The sequence below is a fragment of the Microbulbifer sp. SE14 genome (assembly GCF_059834885.1).
In genome coordinates this window covers 119133-137263 of sequence record NZ_JCBAJA010000007.1, presented here as the reverse complement: position 1 = coordinate 137263, position 18131 = coordinate 119133, and the positions used below count along the sequence as shown (strand labels likewise).

15 protein-coding genes are annotated in these 18131 nt (G+C 63.6%); 11 read left to right on the top strand and 4 right to left on the bottom strand.

The window, feature by feature from the left end; genetic code table 11:
- The first annotated feature begins 21 nt into the window (after positions 1-21).
- Positions 22-771, top strand: a complete 750-nt coding sequence (locus tag AC6R19_RS07275) for a DsbC family protein (RefSeq protein WP_500579130.1) — start codon at positions 22-24, stop codon at positions 769-771.
- 43 nt (positions 772-814) lie between these two features.
- Here AC6R19_RS07275 and aspA read toward each other — a convergent pair whose 3' ends face one another.
- The 3 genes from aspA to AC6R19_RS07260 all read right to left on the bottom strand — a co-directional run bounded on the left by aspA (position 815) and on the right by AC6R19_RS07260 (position 4253).
- Positions 815-2281 (bottom strand): aspartate ammonia-lyase, encoded by a 1467-nt coding sequence (gene aspA / locus AC6R19_RS07270; RefSeq protein ID WP_500579129.1) that lies wholly within the window; start codon positions 2279-2281, stop codon positions 815-817.
- Positions 2282-2383: 102 nt separating this feature from the next.
- Entirely contained in the window at positions 2384-3199 is an 816-nt protein-coding gene (locus AC6R19_RS07265; RefSeq protein ID WP_500579128.1) for a helix-turn-helix transcriptional regulator, read from the bottom strand.
- Positions 3200-3239: 40 nt separating this feature from the next.
- On the bottom strand, positions 3240-4253 hold the full coding sequence (locus tag AC6R19_RS07260; RefSeq protein WP_500579127.1) for a type I asparaginase: 1014 nt from the start codon (positions 4251-4253) through the stop codon (positions 3240-3242).
- 393 nt (positions 4254-4646) lie between these two features.
- Here AC6R19_RS07260 and AC6R19_RS07255 point away from each other — a divergent pair, with 393 nt between their 5' ends.
- The 10 genes from AC6R19_RS07255 to lysS all read left to right on the top strand — a co-directional run bounded on the left by AC6R19_RS07255 (position 4647) and on the right by lysS (position 15951).
- A complete protein-coding gene (locus AC6R19_RS07255) occupies positions 4647-5963 on the top strand; it encodes a homoserine dehydrogenase (protein ID WP_500579193.1) in 1317 nt (438 codons plus the stop codon).
- 223 nt (positions 5964-6186) lie between these two features.
- A complete protein-coding gene (gene thrC / locus AC6R19_RS07250; RefSeq protein ID WP_500579126.1) occupies positions 6187-7581 on the top strand; it encodes a threonine synthase in 1395 nt (464 codons plus the stop codon).
- Between the two features lie 17 nt (positions 7582-7598).
- Positions 7599-9338 (top strand): single-stranded-DNA-specific exonuclease RecJ, encoded by a 1740-nt coding sequence (recJ, locus tag AC6R19_RS07245; protein WP_500579125.1) that lies wholly within the window; start codon positions 7599-7601, stop codon positions 9336-9338.
- Between the two features lie 128 nt (positions 9339-9466).
- Positions 9467-10384: a DMT family transporter gene (locus AC6R19_RS07240; RefSeq protein WP_500579124.1), complete on the top strand. Its 918-nt coding sequence runs from the start codon at positions 9467-9469 to the stop codon at positions 10382-10384.
- Entirely contained in the window at positions 10384-11019 is a 636-nt protein-coding gene (locus AC6R19_RS07235) for a LysE family translocator (RefSeq protein WP_500579123.1), read from the top strand. The genes AC6R19_RS07240 and AC6R19_RS07235 overlap by 1 nt, the downstream gene beginning before the upstream one ends.
- A 38-nt stretch (positions 11020-11057) precedes the next feature.
- Positions 11058-11525: a hypothetical protein gene (locus AC6R19_RS07230; protein ID WP_500579122.1), complete on the top strand. Its 468-nt coding sequence runs from the start codon at positions 11058-11060 to the stop codon at positions 11523-11525.
- Positions 11526-11590: 65 nt separating this feature from the next.
- Positions 11591-11986, top strand: a complete 396-nt coding sequence (cueR, locus tag AC6R19_RS07225; protein WP_500579121.1) for a Cu(I)-responsive transcriptional regulator — start codon at positions 11591-11593, stop codon at positions 11984-11986.
- Positions 11979-13079 (top strand): permease, encoded by a 1101-nt coding sequence (locus AC6R19_RS07220; protein ID WP_500579120.1) that lies wholly within the window; start codon positions 11979-11981, stop codon positions 13077-13079. Before cueR ends, AC6R19_RS07220 begins: the two co-directional genes overlap by 8 nt.
- A gap of 185 nt (positions 13080-13264) precedes the next feature.
- A protein-coding gene (prfB, locus tag AC6R19_RS07215; protein ID WP_500579119.1) for a peptide chain release factor 2 occupies positions 13265-14360 on the top strand; the annotation gives its coding sequence in 2 pieces (ribosomal slippage) (positions 13265-13336 and positions 13338-14360; 1095 coding nt in all).
- Between the two features lie 100 nt (positions 14361-14460).
- Entirely contained in the window at positions 14461-15951 is a 1491-nt protein-coding gene (gene lysS / locus AC6R19_RS07210; protein WP_500579118.1) for a lysine--tRNA ligase, read from the top strand.
- Positions 15952-16277: 326 nt separating this feature from the next.
- Here lysS and AC6R19_RS07205 read toward each other — a convergent pair whose 3' ends face one another.
- Entirely contained in the window at positions 16278-17885 is a 1608-nt protein-coding gene (locus AC6R19_RS07205; RefSeq protein WP_500579117.1) for a DUF4139 domain-containing protein, read from the bottom strand.
- Positions 17886-18131: the final 246 nt, after the last annotated feature.

The following is an 18131-nucleotide window of genomic DNA, read 5'->3' as shown; positions in this document are numbered from 1 at the left end:
GAATTGAAGGAGCTATCGGGAATGACGCTATTCAACAAGCCGCTGATGCTGGTCGGCGCACTGCTCGCGTTGCTGGGGCCGGCGGCCCAGGCGGAAGTCGACGCCGAAGTGGTGAAAACCATCAAGGCGCGCCTCGCGGCCGGTAATCCCAAGGCCAGCTACGGCGAAGTGCGCGAGAGCCCGATCAGCGGCCTGTACGAAGTGGAAGTGGACGGCGGCGCCAATACGCTGTTCGTCTCCAGGGACGGCAGCCACTTCATCTTCGGTGACCTCTACCAGGTCAAGAACAGTGGCCTGACGAACCTCTCCGAGCAGCGCCGCACCACGCAGCGCGCCAGGATCATGGAGGCGCAGAACGTCGACGATATGATCGTCTTCTCTCCCAAGGGTGAGAAGAAGGCACATATCTACGTGTTTACCGACGTGGACTGCGGCTACTGCCGCAAGCTGCACAACGATGTGCCGGAGCTGAACAAGCGCGGTATCGAGGTGCGCTACCTGGCCTTCCCCCGCGCCGGCCTGAACTCCCTCGGCTATCGCAAGATCGCCACCGCCTGGTGTGCGGATGACCGCAACAGCACCCTGACCGCGCTGAAAAACCGCGAGAATGTGCCGCTGAAGGTGTGCAAGAACAACCCGGTGGCGGAGCAGTACAAGCTGGGCAACGAGGCGATAGACGTACGCGGCACGCCCACCATAGTGATGCAGGACGGCAGCGTGGTGCCCGGCTACCTGCCGCCGGAGACCATGGTGAAGGCGCTGGGTATCTGATTGCGAGTTCGCCGGCAGCGGTCGCTGCCGGCTTCCTCTGTCATCAGGCCTTTGCTTTCAGCGCTACCTTGCGCGGTTGGGTCATATTCTCCGGTGCGAGGATATCGCCCAGCTCCTCATCGCTCAGCAATCCCTCCTCCAATACCAGTTCCTTGACACTGCGCCCGCCGATCAGTGCTTCCTTGGCGATGCGGGTGGCGTTCTCGTAGCCGATAAACGGCGTCACCGCAGTGATCAGGCCGATGCTGTTCTCCACCAGCTCGCGACAGCGCTCCACGTTGGCAGTGATGCCGTTGACGCAGCGGTGTGCCAGTGTGTCCATGGCCTGGGTCATCAGGCGCATGGACTGCAGCAGGTTGAAGGCGATCACCGGCTCCATCACATTCAGCTGCAGTTGCCCGCTCTCCGCGGCGAGGGTGATGGTGAGGTCGTTGCCGATCACCTGGTAGGCCACCTGGTTCACCACCTCGGGGATCACCGGGTTGACCTTGCCGGGCATGATCGAGGAGCCCGGCTGCATCGGCGGCAGGTTGATTTCGTTGATGCCGGCACGGGGGCCACTGGAGAGCAGGCGCAGGTCGTTGCAGATCTTGGAAATCTTCACCGCGATGCGCTTCATCACGCCGGAGAAAATCACGAAAGCCCCCATGTCCGAGGTGGCCTCCACCAGGTTTTCAGCGCAGACGAAATCGATGCCGGAGATTTCCGACAGGGCGTTCACCACCAGCTGGCGGTAGTCCGGGTCGGTATTGATACCGGTGCCGATGGCGGTGCCGCCCATATTGATTTCCTTGAACAGCACCACCAGGTCCTTAACCCGGTCCACGTCCTCGCGCACGGTGGCGGCGAAGGCGGCGAATTCCTGGCCCAGGGTCATGGGCACGGCGTCCTGCAACTGGGTGCGGCCCATCTTGATCACGCTGGCGAACTCGGCGGCCTTCTTGTCGAATTCCAGGCACAGCTGTTCCATCGAGTGCACCAGGTCGCTGTAGCTGAGCAGTATCGCCAGGTTGATGGACGTGGGGTAGACGTCGTTGGTGGACTGGGACAGGTTCACGTGGTTGTTCGGGTGCACCTTTTTGTAGTCGCCCTTTTCGTGGCTGAGCAGTTCCAGCGCGCGGTTGGCGATCACCTCGTTGGCGTTCATGTTGGTCGAGGTGCCGGCACCGCCCTGGATCATGTCCACCAGGAAGTGGTCGTGCAGTTCGCCGGCGATAATCTCATCGCAGGCACTGCCAATGGCATCGGCCAGTTGCGGTTGCAGGTAGCCGAGTTCACGATTGGCGCGGGCGGCGGCCTTCTTGACCATGGCCAGCGCCTTCACAAGGTTTGGGAAGTGATTCAGGGTGATGCCGGTGATCTGGAAGTTTTCCAGCGCGCGCAGCGTCTGTATGCCGAAGTAGGCATCGGCGGGTATCTCGCGCTCGCCCAGGAGGTCGTGCTCCCGGCGCAGGGCGGCGCCGGCGGTGAACAGCGGTGTGGGTTTCAGGGTGTGGAATTCGCTTGTCATTACTGCTTCCTATGGGCCGTGCCCGGTATGCCTGTGTTTGGGTAGTTGGGTGGCGGCAGGGTCTTCACATCTGGCTGTCGACGTTGTTAATCAGCATTTTTTCTAAAGCGGCGTGGCAAAGAAACTCTGCGGCCCCTCTGTATTCGTCGCGCGAATGTTCTCGCGGATATTGCGATTGATCTCCTCCGATTCCGGGCCGAAGACGCCACACAGTTTGAGCGCGCTCCTGATGCTGATATTGCGCCCCAGGGATTCCAGTACCACCTTGGTACAGACCGGCTCGCGCCTGTCGCTGGCGGAGACGCCCAGCTTGAGGCCGGACAGGTAGCTCACCCGGCTCTTGTAGGTAGGGTAGAGAATGGTCTGGGCTATCTCATTGCGGGTCAGCGCCTCGTAGCCGATCAGGAAGATGCGTTCGGAGAGAAAGAACAGCATGCCCCGGTAGCGGGATTTGTACCACTCGTCCCTGTCCGGGTAGCGCATGCGCTCGAATCGCTGGAAGTAGTAGCCGTCGCCATCGGACTCTATGTGCAGCAGGCTGCGGATAATGTGATCCTGGAAGGTCATCGAGTAGTGGTACTCGAAATAGAAACCCAGGTATTTGTCTGCACGCCCCTTCGATTCCTGCATCAGCCGCTCTATATCCGCGCTGTATGGCCGCCGCGGGGCCTGGCTGCTGCCGGGGGTGCTGCGCACCCGCACTATCTGCGCGAACTGCTCGCTGGGCATCAGTATCTCGTGCGGCTCGACGCCGAAGAAGTCGCAGATCTTCGTCAACGTGTAGCGGGAGGGCTGGGTGTCTCCGCTCAGGTATTTGTTGAACTGCGCCCGGTTGACGCCCATGCGCCGGCACACATCCGCGATGGAGCGGTAGTAGCTGCACAGCAGGCGCAGGTTTTGCGAGAAGTCTTTGCTCATTGGTGGTCCGTGTCTGGCGAAGTCGTCGGACTTTTTTCCGCTAGTGGAGCAGGGTGCACTCCCCGCACAGCGAAGTCTGCATCAGTTCCCGCACCTCCGTCTCCGGCAGGCCCCTGGCCAGCAGGTGGTTCAGCTTGGTGTAGGCGGCCTCGGTGGTCATATCCAGGCCGCCGATCACGCCCGCCTCCAGCAGTGCCGAGCCGGCCGCATACTTGCCCAGCTCCACGCGGTTCTCCAGGCACTGGGATACTGCCACGCAGATGGTGCCCCGGCTGCCGGCTTTCTCCAATATTCCGGTGAAGGTCTTGTCTTCCGTCGGCGCATTGCCGGTGCCGTAGGTTTCCATCACAAGTCCCCGGGGGCGGTATTCCAGCATCTTGTTCAGGAAGAATGGCGATATGCCGGGGAAGAGTTTCAGTACCACCACGCCGCCATCGGCAAACGCCGGGATCTGGAAGTTGCGCCGCGCCGATGCCGGCAGCAGGGCGCTGCTGTCGATATCCACCTGTATGCCGACTTCGCCCAGCAATGGATAGTTGGGGGAGGCGAAGGCATCCAGGGAGCCGGAACTGACCTTGGTGGCGCGGTTGCCGCGCAGCAGCTTGCCGTTGAAGTAGAGGCAGACTTCGGTCAGCGCCTCGTCGGCACTCAACAGGAGGGCGGCGATCAGGTTGTTGTGGGCATCGCTGCGCATCTCCCGCAGCGGTATCTGCGAGCCGGTGACTATCACCGGCTTGTCCAGCCCCTGCAGGGCGAAGGACAGGGCGGAGGCGGTATAGGCCATGGTGTCGGTGCCGTGCAGTACCACGAAGCCGTCGTAATGGCCGTACCTGTCGCGGATACAGGCGGCGATGCGGTACCAGTCGGCCGGCTGCATATTGGCGCTGTCCAGCAGGCGCTCCAGGGCGAGGAAATCGTACTCGGGCAACTGGCTGGCTATACCGGCAAGCAGTCTTGCCAGCAGGGCCTCCAGATCCGCATCCGGTACATAGCCGGACGCGCTGCGCCGCATGCCCATTGTGCCGCCGGTGTAGAGGATCAGGGTTTTCTTCATCGATTTACCGCTGGTTGCGCCGCTCTCAGGTGCCGCCTATTTTGCGCAAAGCGGCCGCTGGCGCAATTTCGCAGGGTGGCGGTACCTGATGCTAGTAGATGCCTTTATAGCATCTGGTAGCGCCTTTGTCTGTCAATGAATGAAAGGGTGACGGAAGGGGCCCCAGGCGCGCCAAAGGGTCGGCACGAGCGCGCAATTTTATTGACATTTTCCCCTTCACCTCAGTAAGGTTGTCGTCCTTTTATCGTTTTTCATTACCACTTATTGCGCTGTTGCCTGGCTTGAGTCCGGCGCCCGGGCCGTCCGGGTCCTTTTGGGATTGAGCTGTTTGCGCGGAGGGAAGTTGTGAGCGCACCCGTCGAAGAAACCACCGAACTGGCAAACCCTCTCCAGGTGGAGAGCCCGCGGCGCCCGGCACGCATCGGCATCTGCGGCCTGGGTACCGTCGGTAGCGGTACTGTCAACGTGATGGCGCGCAACGGCAGCGAGATTGCCGCGCGCTGCGGGCGCCCGCTGGAAATAGTGCAAGTCGGGGCGCGCCGCGACAATCCGGCCTGCGATACCAGCGAGCTGAAGGTCACCCGCGAGATTTTCGACGTGGCCAACAACCCGGACGTGGACATACTGGTGGAGCTGATCGGCGGCACCACCGTGGCCCGGGAGCTGGTGCTGGCCGCCATCAATAACGGCAAGCATGTGGTCACCGCCAACAAGGCGCTGATCGCCGAGCACGGCAACGAACTCTTCGCCGCGGCCGCGGAAAAGGGCGTGACCATCGCCTATGAGGCGGCGGTGGCCGGTGGTATCCCGATCATTAAATCCCTGCGCGAGGGCCTGGTGGGCAACCGCATCCAGTGGCTGGCGGGCATCATCAACGGTACCGGCAACTATATCCTCACCGAGATGCGCGAAAAGGGGCGCAGCTTCGAAGAGGCCCTGGCCCAGGCTCAGCAGCTGGGCTACGCCGAGGCGGACCCTACCTTCGATGTCGAGGGCATAGACGCGGCGCACAAGCTGGTGATCATGGCCTCCCTGGCCTTCGCGATGCCGCTGGCGTTCGACAAGGTGTATACGGAGGGCATCAGCGGTGTGTCCAGTGAGGATATCCGCTACGCCGATGAACTCGGCTACCGTATCAAGCACCTGGGTATAGCGCGGCGCACCGAGCGGGGTGTGGAGCTGCGCGTACACCCGACCCTGATTCCCCAGCGCCGCCTGATCGCCAATGTGAACGGGGTGATGAATGCGGTGCTGGTAAACGGCGACGCCGTAGGTCCGACGCTCTATTACGGCGCCGGCGCCGGCGCCGAGGCCACCGCCTCCGCGGTGATCGCCGATATCGTCGATGTGGCCCGAACCCTGGAGGCCAGGCCGGACCAGCGGGTGCCGGCGGCCGGCGTGGCCAAGGGCAACCAGGGCGGCACCCAGGTGCTGCCGATGGACGAGGTGGTGACCAGCTACTACCTGCGTATTTCCGCCCACGACAAGCCCGGCGTCATGTCCCAGGTGGCCAAGATCTGCAGCGACCAGGGCATCAGCATAGAGGCGCTGATCCAGCACGAGCCCGCCGAGGGCGAGGCGCTGGTGCCGGTGGTGATACTCACCAGCCGCGCCAAGGAGGCCCGCCTGCGCGAGGCGGTGACGCAGATAGAGGCGCTGGATACCGTCGAGGGCGAGGTAGTGCGGATTCGGGTCGAGACGCTCGGCTAACTGACTTCCTGTTCCCTGCAGGGCCGAATACAGTGGCTCCGAATCGGCCCTGCCGCCGGTGGCCATCCGGCAACAGCCTCATCGGCAAACGTTTGCCGGATGGCCACCGGCGGCGTCAGGGCTTCATATTGTGCCAAACGATCGGCATTGATCGCGGCCAACGGCCGCTCCCGGCCGGGCCGCTCCTACAAATGGTTTTTCAATCTAGACAACGAACCACACCGTGAAATTTATCAGCACCCGCGGCCGCGCGCCGTCTCTCTCATTCGCCGACACAGTTCTGACGGGCCTCGCCAGCGATGGCGGCCTCTATGTGCCGGAAAGCCTGCCCAAATTTTCCCGCGAGGAAATTGCCGAAATGGCGGGGCTGGATTATCGCGAGCTCGCCTTCCGCATTATCCAGCCGTTCGTCGGCGATGATCTCTCCGGCGAGGAGCTGCGCGGCATTATCGAGCGTTCGTACAGCAGCTTCCGCCACAGCGCCGTGGCGCCGCTGGTGCAGACGGATACCAACGAGTGGATTCTGGAGCTGTTCCACGGCCCGACCCTGGCGTTCAAGGATTTCGCCCTGCAGTTCCTCGGCCAGCTGTTCGACCACCTGCTGGAAAAGCGTGGCGAGCGGGTGGTGGTGATGGGGGCAACCTCCGGCGATACCGGCTCTGCTGCCATCGAGGGCTGCCGCCACTGCGACAATATCGATATCTTTATCCTGCACCCGCACAACCGCGTGTCGGAGGTGCAGCGCCGCCAGATGACCACGGTGCTGTCGGACAATGTGTTCAATATCGCCCTGGAGGGCAACTTCGACGACTGCCAGAACATGGTCAAGGCCAGCTTTGCCGACCAGTCCTTTCTTCCCGACGGCCGCCGCCTGGTGGCGGTCAACTCGATCAACTGGGCGCGCATCATGGCGCAGATCGTCTACTACTTCTACGCCGCCCTGCGCCTGGGCGCGCCACAGAAGACGGTCAACTTCTCCGTGCCCACTGGCAACTTCGGCGATATCTTCGCCGGCTACCTGGCCCGGCAGATGGGCCTGCCCATCGACCAGCTGGTGATCGCCACCAATGCCAACGATATCCTGCACCGCTGCATCAGCGACAACGACCACTCGCCGAAGCCGCTGGTGCACAGCCTGTCACCGAGCATGGATATTATGGTGTCCAGCAACTTCGAGCGGCTGCTGTTCGATCTATACGGCCGCGACGGCGTTGCGGTGGCGGAACTGCTGGCGGACCGCAGCGCACCCATGCACCTGAGCGAGAAAGCACTGGGCAAGGCGCGGGAGGTCTTCTCCTCCTGCCGGGTCGACGATATGTGCACCGTCGAGGTGATCCGCGAGGTTTACGAGTCCTGCGAGTACCTGCTGGACCCGCACACCGCCATCGGCGTCGAGGCGGCGCGCCAAGTGCGCAAATCGACGGAGCAGCCGATGGTTTGCCTCTCCACCGCCCATCCGGCAAAATTCCCCGAGGCGGTGGCCCGCGCGCTGCCCACCCATGAAATTCCCCTGCCGGCGCATATGCAGGACCTGTTCGAGCGCGCAGAGCGCATGAAAGTGCTGCCCAACGACCTCAAACAGGTCCACGACTTTATCGCGACGGCACTCGATACCTAGAAAACAGCTGAGCAAGAATGACCACAAGAATTCAGCGGCGGCCAGTGGATTTCTCCACTGGCCGTTTTGCTTCTGATACCCCGAAAATCCTGCAGCGGGTGCTGCTCGGCCGCGGCGTCACCAGCGAGGCCGAGCTGGATCACCGGCTGGCCAGACTGCACTCGCCCCTGGCCATGCGCGGCCTGGAAACCGCGGTGACATTGCTTGTGGATGCGGTGCGCGAACAGAAGAAGATCCTGATCGTCGGCGACTTCGACGCCGACGGCGCCACCAGCAGCACCCTGGCGGTGCTGGCCCTCGGCGCCATGGGCGCGCCGGGCGTCGACTTCCTGGTGCCCAACCGCTTCGACTTCGGCTACGGCCTGACCCCGGAAATCGTCGAGGTGGCCAGGGAATATGGGCCCGACGTGCTGATCACCGTCGACAACGGCATCAGCAGTATCGACGGTGTGGCCGCGGCCAAGGCCGCCGGCATGACGGTAATCGTTACCGACCATCACTTGCCGGGGGCCGAGCTGCCGGATGCGGATGCCATCGTCAACCCGAACCAACCCGACTGCGATTTTCCCAGTAAGAACCTGGCCGGCGTCGGGGTTATCTTCTATCTGTTGAGCCGCCTGCGCAGTGCACTGGAGGAGAATGGCTGGTTCGCCGATAGCGGCATCAGCCCCCCCAATATGGCCGAATACCTGGACCTGGTGGCCCTGGGCACGGTCGCGGACCTGGTGCCGCTGGACCACAACAACCGCATCCTGGTACACCAGGGCATAGCGCGCATCCGCGCCGGCCGCTGCCGCCCGGGTATCGCCGCGCTGCTGGAGGTGGCCGGGCGCGACCAGCGCAAGCTGTCCACCACCGATATCGGCTTTATCCTCGGCCCGCGCATCAACGCCGCCGGGCGCCTGGACGATATAGGCACCGGCATCCGCTGCCTGCTGACCCGGGATCCGACCGAGGCACGCGAACTTGCAGCCGAGCTGGACGCCCTGAACCGGGACCGCAAGGCGATAGAGCAGGGCATGCAGCGGGAGGCCATGGCGGCGCTGGAAAAGCTGCAGCTGGACGGCGAAGTCCCCTGGAGCCTGTGCCTCTACGACGAGGACTGGCACCAGGGAGTGGTGGGCATACTCGCCAGCCGCATCAAGGAGAAGTTCCACCGCCCGGTGATCGCCTTCGCCGAGGGGGACAGTACCTCAACCTCGGGCCTGATCAAGGGCTCGGCGCGCTCCATTCCCGGGTTGCATATCCGCGACGCCCTGAGCGATGTGGCCGCCGCCCACCCACAGCTGATCACCAAGTACGGCGGCCACGCGATGGCGGCAGGCCTCAGCCTGCCGTTGGAAAACTTCCCCGTCTTCGTCGACGCCTTCGAAATGGCGGTGCGCAACCGCCTGACAGAGAAGCAGCTGCAGGCGGTGATAGATTCCGACGGCGAGCTGGAGCCGGCGGAGTTTTCCATGCAGACGGCGGCCACCCTGCGCGCCTGTGCGCCCTGGGGCCAGGCGTTTCCGGAGCCGCTGTTCGACGGCGAATTCCTGCTGTTGCAGCAGCGCATCGTCGGCGAGCGCCACCTGAAGATGGTGGTGGCCCCGCAGGGCAACCCGCAGCTGGCGCTGGACGCGATTGCCTTCAACGTGGACACCGACCAGTGGCCACAACCGGCGGAAAAGGTTTTGCTGGCCTACAAGCTGGATATCAACGAATATCGCGGCCGCGAGTCCCTGCAGTTGCTGGTGAGCCACCTCGAGGCCATCTGATTGACTGAACGGGCCGATACCCCTGGAGGAGCGGCCGTTGGCCGCGATTGCCGAACTGGAACTCGGTGCTCCCGGCATCGCGGCCAACGGCCGCTCCTGCGGACAATGGAATTTCTGGAAGTGATGTAATGAAAGGACAACAGGCAAAAGCCGAACTGCTCCTGCTACTGGCCGCCCTCTTCTGGGGTGTGGCCTTCGTGCCGCAAAAAGTCGCCATGGCGCATATTGAGCCGCTGGCGTTCAACGCCTGGCGCTTCTTTCTCGGCGGCCTGCTGCTGGTTCCGATCGTCTACTGGCTCTCGTCGCGCCGCGACATCCAGATACAGCCCGGCGAGGAGGGCGGTCACCGGATCAAATTCACCTGGCGGGCCTGCCTCCCGGGCGGGGCCATTCTCGGCTTCTGGCTGTTTCTCGGCGCCGCCCTGCAGCAGGCCAGCCTGCTGTACACCACCGCCGGCCGCGCGGGTTTTATCACCGGCTTCTACCTGCTGCTGGTGCCGGTGATCGGCCTGTCCCTGGGGCACAGGACCAACCGCTGGACCTGGGCCGGCATAGCACTGGCGCTGGTGGGACTCTACTGGCTGGCGGACTTCAGCGAGGAGTCGCAGCTGGTGGGGGACCTGATGGTATTCGCCAGCGCCTTCGTATTCGCGGTGCAGGTGCTGTCCGCGGATCACCTGGTGCGGCGCTACGATGCGCTGCGGCTGGCCTGTGTGCAGTTCCTGGTGTGTGGCCTGCTGTCGGCGGTGGCCTCCCTGCTCGTAGAGCAGCCCAGCCTGCAGTCCGCCGTCGACGCCGCCTGGCCCATCGCCTATATGATGGTCTTCTCCACCGCCATCGCCTTTACCTTCCAGCTGCTGGCGCAGCGCCACGCGGCTCCCTCCCACGCCACGGTAATCATGAGCCTGGAAGCGGTGTTCGCCCTGGCGGCGGGCTGGCTGTTTCTCAACGAACTGTTGAGCGCCCGCGAGTTGCTCGGCTGCGGCCTGATGCTGGCCGGCATGCTGGTGAGCCACTACGGTAACCACACGGGAACCCATCACTGATGAGCGCAATCGACCTCTCGCTGCTGGCGCTGTTCGTGCCCACTTTCTTTTTTGTTTCAGTGACGCCCGGGCTGTGCATGACCCTGGCGCTGACCATGGGCATGACCCTGGGGGTGCGCCGCACCCTGTGGATGATGGCCGGGGAACTGACCGGCGTGGCGCTGGTGGCGGTGGCCGCGGTGCTGGGCATCGCCGCCTTCATGCTGAAATACCCCGGTGCCTTCCAGGTGTTCAAATACTGTGGCGGCGCCTATCTGGCCTGGCTCGGCGTGCAGATGTGGCGCGCGCGGGGCCGTATGGCGATGGCGGCGCCGGAGGACCGCAGTGGTGCGCCGGCGCCCTCGCGCCGGGCGCTGGCGGCCCAGGGCTTCGTCACCGCGGTGGCCAACCCCAAGGGCTGGGCCTTCTTTGTCGCGCTGCTGCCGCCCTTTATCAGCGACAGCCATCCCCTGGCGCCGCAGCTGGCGGTGCTGCTTGCTATCATTCTGCTGTTGGAAACCCTGTGCCTGCTGATTTACGCTGGCGGTGGGCGCACCCTCAGCCGCCTGCTGGCGAGCGGCGAGAATCTGCGCCTGATCAACCGCATTGCGGGCACCCTGATGCTGGGTGTCGGCGCCTGGCTGGCGCTCGGCTGACCCGAAAGCCGGTCCCAAGCTTTACGGAGGAAGCTCAATTGAAGAGAAATACACGTTTACTGTTGCTCGTATCTGTCCTCACCCTGTCCCTGGGGGCCTGTGGCCAGCGGGCGGATAAAAAAACGGAATCCACCGAGTCTCCCGGCAAGGAGGAGCAGATGGCAGCGGAAGAACCGGCAGTGCAGGCGGAGGAGCTGGTCTGGGTGTTCCAGGGGCGCGGCAACCGCCAGTGTGAAGGCGGCGGCACTTCCCTCGAGCAGAGCAGCGCCAAACTGACCGACAGCGGCGTACAGGTGCAGGAGTCCCGCTGTGGCACCCGCACTGACCGCATGTACCCGGCGGTCTGCGGCGGACCCACCGGCGATATTCTGCTGCATCTGATCTCCATGGATTCGCTGGACGCGGCCCTGGAACTGGGCTTCGATCCCGCTGACCAGATCCAGTACCAGCAGCGCGGCAGCTGCCCGGAAAACGGCGGTGGCGGTTCCTCTCCCCACGACACTTGACCTTCCCCTTGAGGTAATCTCTAACCTCCTGCATCGTGTCAAATCGCAAGAAAGCGGGAGGTTGCATGAATATTTCCCAGGCGGCGCGGCGCTCGGGCCTGACGGCCAAGGCGCTGCGCTATTACGAGTCCATCGATCTGTTGTCCCCGGGGCGCTCGGAGAACGGCTACCGCGACTACAGCGAGCGGGACCTGGAGACGCTGCGCTTTATCCAGCGCGCCCGCGCGGTGGGCTTTGCCATCGACGAGGTGCGCGACCTGCTGGAGCTGTACCGCAATCCGGCGCGCCGCAGCCACGATGCCAAGTTGCTGGTGAAGGAGAAGCTGGCGCATATCGAGGAACAGCTGCGCAATCTGCGTGAGATGCGCGCGACCCTGCGCAATCTGGCGGACAGCTGCGCTGGCGACGAGTCGCCGGAGTGCGCGATCCTGGACAGCCTTTCCGGAGGTGCCCATGACTGACAAGTGCTGTGGACCCCAGCCGCCGCCGGAGGCGGTGGTGGTGGAATCGCACACCTCCGCCTGTTGTGCGGATGAGCCCCACGGGCGCATCGACTGGCTGTTGTGGGGCAGCCTGTCGCTGGTGGCGATTCTCTATTTCAGCTACTGGGTGCTGGATCTGTCGGCAATGCCGGAGTGGCTGCACCATATGTCCACCGGCGTGGTGGAGCTGGTGCACACCATGTGGTGGGGCGTGGCGGCGGGCGCGCTGTTTGTCGGCCTGCTGGGGCGTATTCCCCAGGAGCTGGTAATCGAGGCGCTGGGTCGCGGCGGCAGCAAGCGCGGCCTGTTCCGCGCCACCCTGGCGGGGCTCTTCTTCGACCTGTGTTCCCACGGCATATTGATGGTGGGCATGCAGCTGTACAAGCGCGGCGCCAGTCTGGGGCAGGTGATGGCCTTCCTGATCGCCAGCCCCTGGAACTCCCTGTCACTGACGGTGATCCTGATCGCGCTGATCGGTTTCTGGTGGACCCTGCTGTTTATCCTCTGCTCGGCGGTGATCGCACTGGTTGCCGGCTACCTGGCGGATCGGCTGGTGGAGCGGGGCCGCTTGCCTTCCAATCCCAACAGCGTGGAGCTGCCGGAGGATTACGACTGGCGCGCTGAGGTGGCGGGGCTCTGGCAGCGGGCCGAGCTGACGCCGACCAGTATCGGCGGCCTGCTGTGGGAGGGTATTCGCGGCTCGCAGATGGTAGTGCGCTGGCTGCTGGTGGGCATAGTGCTGGCGGTGCTGGTGCGCGCCTTTGTGGACCCGGCGGTATTCCAGCAGTGGTTCGGCCCGTCGCTGCTGGGCCTGGGCGCTACCCTGGTGGCCGCCACCATCCTCGAGGTTTGCTCCGAGGGCGCCACGCCGCTGGCGGCGGATATCTTCAGCCGCGCCAGCGCGCCCGGCAACGCCTTTTCCTTCCTGATGGCCGGCGTATCCACCGACTACACGGAGCTGATGTCGATCAGGGACACCAGCGGCTCCTGGAGGATCGCCTTTGCGCTGCCGCTGCTGACCCTGCCGCAGATTATCGTTGCGGGGCTGCTGATGAACTGGTTTGGTACCTGAATCAGATCCACCGGGCGCATAGTGGGTGTGGTGGTGGTCCTGCTACCGGTGGCTGCTTGCGGGACACGGGCTAGGCGCCCGGAGCCCGCTACGGAGCTCCACTGAACCTGGGGCCACTGGAACCCCCCCGGCGCGCTGCGGTAGAATGCGCGCCGCTTTATACACAGCCCGGAATCCGAGAATTCATGGAAATCAACCCCCTCCTCAATCAACTGAAAGACCTCGAAGAGCGCACCGACGTTCTTAGGGGGTATCTTTGACTATGCCGGCAAGAAAGAGCGCCTGACCGAGGTCGAGCTGGAACTGGCCGAGCCCAGTGTCTGGGATGATCCCGAGCGCGCCCAGGAATTGGGGCGCGAGCGCTCCTCTCTGGAAACGGTGGTGAAAACCATCGAGACTCTGGACGCTGGTATCTCCGACTGCCGCGAGCTGCTGGAAATGGCGGTGGAAGAGGGCGATGAGGACTCGGTGGCCGAGGTTTCCAATGAGATCGAGGGCCTCCAGCAGCAGTTGGGTGTGCTCGAGTTTCGTCGCATGTTTTCTGGCGAGAACGACCCCAACAATGCCTTCCTGGAAATCCAGGCCGGCTCCGGCGGCACCGAGGCCCAGGACTGGGCGGAGATGCTGCTGCGCATGTACCTGCGCTGGGGCGAGGCCCACGGCTTCAAGACCACCCTGGAGGAGGCCTCTGCGGGGGAAGTGGCCGGTATCAAGAGTGCCACCATCCACTTTCAGGGCGACCACGCCTTCGGCTGGCTGCGCACCGAGACCGGCGTGCACCGCCTGGTGCGCAAGTCGCCGTTCGATTCCGGCAATCGCCGTCACACGTCATTTACCTCTGTCTTCGTGTCACCGGAGATCGATGACAATATCGAGATCGAGGTGGACAAGTCCCAGGTGCGCGAGGACACCTACCGCGCCTCCGGCGCCGGTGGCCAGCACGTGAACAAGACCGATTCGGCGGTGCGCCTGACCCATATCGAGTCCGGTATCGTCGTGGCCTGCCAGAGCGAGCGCTCCCAGCACCAGAACCGCGACAAGGCCTGGAAGATGCTGCGCGCCAAGCTGTACGAGCAGGAGATGCTGAAGCGCAACGCCGAGAAGCAGGCGATGGAGGAAAGCAAGGCGGATATCGGCTGGGGCAGCCAGATCCGCTCCTATGTCCTCGACGACCAGCGCATCAAGGACCTGCGCACCGGCGTGCAGACCAGCAACTGCCAGGCGGTGCTGGACGGCGACCTGGACCAGTTTATCGAGGCGAGCCTCAAGGCGGGATTGTAAGAATCTGAACCCGCGTAGGGTGCGCCGTGCGCCCACTCAACGTAGCGGTGCGCGCGGCGCACCCTACAAGAACCTTTTAAATCGCAAATGACGATTCACCATGACTGATACCCAAACCCAGCAAGACGAAAACAAACTCATCGCCGAGCGCCGCGCCAAGCTGTCTGCGTTGCGCGAGAAGGGCAATGCCTTCCCGAACGCATTCCGCCGCGAAAACCTCGCCGCCGACCTGCAGGCTGAGTTCGGTGAAAAATCCAAGGAAGAGCTGGAAGAGTTGGGCAAAAGCGCCTGCGTGGCCGGGCGCATCCTCGCCAAACGCGGCCCCTTTATGGTGATCCAGGATGTGTCCGGTCGCATCCAGCTGTACGCGGACAAGGCCGCACAGCGGGATATCAAGGAGCGCTTCGGCGCCTGGGATATCGGCGATATCGTCGGCGTGAAAGGTGCGCTGCACAAGTCCGGCAAGGGCGACCTCTACGTCAACTGCGAGGAGTACACGCTGCTGACCAAGGCCCTGCGCCCGCTGCCGGAAAAATTCCACGGAATCGCCGACCAGGAGCTGCGCTACCGCCAGCGCTATGTGGACCTGATCGCGACGCCGGAATCCCGCGAGGTATTCCGCACCCGCTCGAAGATCATCGAGTACATCCGCAATTTCCTCAACGGCCACCATTTTATGGAAGTGGAGACGCCGATGCTGCAGGTGATTCCCGGCGGCGCCACGGCGCGGCCGTTTATCACCCACCACAATGCGCTGGATATCGATATGTACCTGCGCGTGGCGCCGGAGTTGTACCTGAAGCGCCTGGTGGTGGGCGGCTTCGAGCGGGTCTACGAGATCAACCGCAACTTCCGCAACGAGGGCCTGTCCACGCGCCACAACCCCGAGTTCACCATGCTCGAGTTCTACCAGGCCTACGCGGACTACAACGACCTGATGGACCTGACCGAGGAGATGCTGCGCGGCATCTGCTCGGAAGTGCTGGGCAACACAACTGTCGAGTACCAGGGCAGCAGCTACGATTTCGCCAAGCCGTTTGCGCGCCTGTCGGTGTTCGATTCCATCCTGCGCTACAACCCGGGCCTCGGCCACGCCGATATCGACAACCTGGAGCGCGCGCGCAGGGTGGCAGAGAAGCTGGGGATCCCGCTGAAGGACAGCTGGGGCCTGGGCAAGGTGCAGATAGAAATCTTCGAGAAGACCGTCGAGCACCGCCTGGACCAGCCGACCTTTATCACCGAGTACCCCACCGAGGTGTCACCGCTGGCGCGGCGCAATGACGACAACCCCTTCGTCACCGACCGCTTCGAGTTCTTCGTCGGCGGCCGCGAGATCGCCAACGGCTTCTCCGAGCTGAACGACGCCGAGGACCAGGCGGAACGCTTCAGGGCCCAGGTGGCGGAGAAGGACGCCGGCGACGACGAGGCCATGCACTATGACGCCGACTACATCCGCGCGCTGGAATACGGCCTGCCGCCGACCGCCGGCGAGGGCATCGGCATAGACCGCCTGGTGATGCTGCTGACCGACTCGCCGTCGATCCGCGATGTGCTGCTGTTTCCGCATATGCGCCCGGAAGCTGCGGAATAACGCATATCCCTATCATCCCTGCAATAGCGCACCCTGGGAACGCCGAGCCCGGCTCGGCACCTAGTGTGGTGTAAGGTACTAAATGCGGTTATCAGAGCCCCCCAAAATGTTCACAGCAAGGCGCCGCTCGCAGGGAATGGCACGCCCTTTCCAAGAGCGGCAACGCCGCTGTGGGCATTTTGGGGGGCTCCCTTCGGGCGGGCCGCTAAGCAGCCATCTGCGGCGTTGCATTTGCTTGACGTAGAACAACTACGCCTGCGCAAATGCGTCTTGCATCTGGCCGCTTAGCGGCCCGCTGATAACCGTATTTAGTACCTTACACCACACTAGATGCCACTCAGCTGTTCATCCCGCGGATAGCGTATCTCATAGCCCGCGCTGAGAACCGCCGAAGAACCAGCTTCCACCCGGCGCTGCCAGCGCTGCAATCCCTTGACGTCGCGCACGTTCGTCTCGTCCGCGGGGTCGCCTTTGGCGGCAACCTTGATGCTGCTGTCGGCGGCAACCGGCAAGCGGTCGAAGACGTCCACAGAAACGGCTTTGTCGTAACTGGAGTTGAGCGTGATCTTCTGCAGGGACGAGAAGGTGTTCTCCCGGTTGATCAGGCCTGTTTTGCCGCGGCTTGCAGGTTCGCGCGCGATCTCCACCTGCAGGCGCGGGTCGTCGCCGAAGCTCATGCGCAGGGTCTCACCCGGTTCGATGGTGGAATCGCGACGGTAGCTGGCCAGGCGCTGGCCGTCGCGCAGCAGGGTGACTTCCCCGGGCAGCCAGGGCAGCTCGGCGCGGTTCTGCCACTCGCCGACCAGCAGCACCGCCGGCTGTTGCCATAGGTAGCTCTCGCGGCTGAGGACTGCCGGGAAGGTGGCGCGCTGGTAGGACACGCGCGCACTGCTGCCGTCGCTGGGCAGGTCCATTGGTTCGAGGGGGATGCGCATGTCGAAGCCGTGGGCTCGGGCTTGCGGCATGTGCAGGCCCGTAACTACCACTTCTTCCAACTCGGCGACTGGTTCTGGCTGCGCCACCATCATCAAGTCCGAACTTTTTCTTCGGGTTGCGAGATCCACCACCCAGGGAGTGGGTTCCGGTAGGCTGCGGTAGCCTGCGGGCACCAGCCCCAGGGTCAGGGCCACCTGCAGCCAGTCCTCACCAGTCTCGTTGCTGATCAGTGCCACGCTACTGACCGCCACCTCCTCAGCAGCGCTGGCCAGGTTTATGTCCAGTTGGTTGTCCCAGTAAGCCATGTCGGTGAAATAGCGCAGTTTCAGTTCCGCCTGCAGCGACTGCGGGGCCTCGGCTTCCAGCAGCAGCTGCGTGCGCTTCCGCTGCGAGCGTCCCAGCAGTTGATGCTGCTGGCGCAGGGCTTCCAGTTCGCGCTGCTGGGAAAGGCGCTGAAGATCCCGCCGGTTGATGGCCGCCTGGCGCTGGTCCACCGCCTCGCGGATCTCTGCCCAGGCCTTGGGCCACTCAGCAATCGGCAATTGCGCGTAGAAACCGGGCCCTTCGTTGCCCTGGCCCAGCAGTGACAGCATGCGTTCTATCTGTTGCCGGTCCAGCTTGTCTTCCGCTTCCGCCGCTTTCAGGGCCTGTTGCAGCCCGGTGATTTTCTGTTCCAGTTCCCGGCGGTTGCGGGAGACGTCTTCGGCTTCGCTGGCTTCGCCTTCGCGCACACCGAGCAGGGCCGCGCCCTGAATTTCCACCTGCAGCGAGTTCAGGTCGAGTTCCGGCAGATTGGTTACCAACAGCTGATGGCGCCCCCGGGGGAGCCGTTGCACGGCGCTGCGTGTCAGTTGTGCCTGATCGGGAAACAACACGGCTTCGGTGACCGGCGCTTTTACCTCCAGGGTATCGGCGCCGGCAGCTGCGGACAGCAGGCAGCTGATAGCCAGCAGCAGATAGCCGGGAAGAGGAAGTATTCTTGTTGTGGGATTACGCACGGTACCTTTCTCCTTTTCTTATTTTCCAGTGCACCGGTACCGCGGGAGTTTGTGTTTCCCCCTGTCCGCGATCGCCGGGGTAAGCTTCTACCTTATCGCCCCGGCTGGTTCAGTGGCAACTTGGGGGCTGGGGCGAGTGCCATGGACGGCGCGAGTAAACAGGACCGAGGGAGAGGGCAAAAGTAGGAGCGGCCCATGGCCGCGATCGATGTCTGGGGTAGCCCGAGAACCCGATCGCGGCCAACG

Excerpts from the sequence above, each read along its gene's own strand:
- AC6R19_RS07275 (WP_500579130.1), top strand. The coding sequence starts at position 22 with ATGACGCTATTCAACAAGCCGCTGATGCTGGTCGGCGCACTGCTCGCG.
- aspA (WP_500579129.1), bottom strand. The coding sequence starts at position 2,281 with ATGACAAGCGAATTCCACACCCTGAAACCCACACCGCTGTTCACCGCC.
- AC6R19_RS07265 (WP_500579128.1), bottom strand. The coding sequence starts at position 3,199 with ATGAGCAAAGACTTCTCGCAAAACCTGCGCCTGCTGTGCAGCTACTAC.
- AC6R19_RS07260 (WP_500579127.1), bottom strand. The coding sequence starts at position 4,253 with ATGAAGAAAACCCTGATCCTCTACACCGGCGGCACAATGGGCATGCGG.
- recJ (WP_500579125.1), top strand. The coding sequence starts at position 7,599 with ATGACCACAAGAATTCAGCGGCGGCCAGTGGATTTCTCCACTGGCCGT.
- AC6R19_RS07240 (WP_500579124.1), top strand. The coding sequence starts at position 9,467 with ATGAAAGGACAACAGGCAAAAGCCGAACTGCTCCTGCTACTGGCCGCC.
- AC6R19_RS07235 (WP_500579123.1), top strand. The coding sequence starts at position 10,384 with ATGAGCGCAATCGACCTCTCGCTGCTGGCGCTGTTCGTGCCCACTTTC.
- cueR (WP_500579121.1), top strand. The coding sequence starts at position 11,591 with ATGAATATTTCCCAGGCGGCGCGGCGCTCGGGCCTGACGGCCAAGGCG.
- AC6R19_RS07220 (WP_500579120.1), top strand. The coding sequence starts at position 11,979 with ATGACTGACAAGTGCTGTGGACCCCAGCCGCCGCCGGAGGCGGTGGTG.
- lysS (WP_500579118.1), top strand. The coding sequence starts at position 14,461 with ATGACTGATACCCAAACCCAGCAAGACGAAAACAAACTCATCGCCGAG.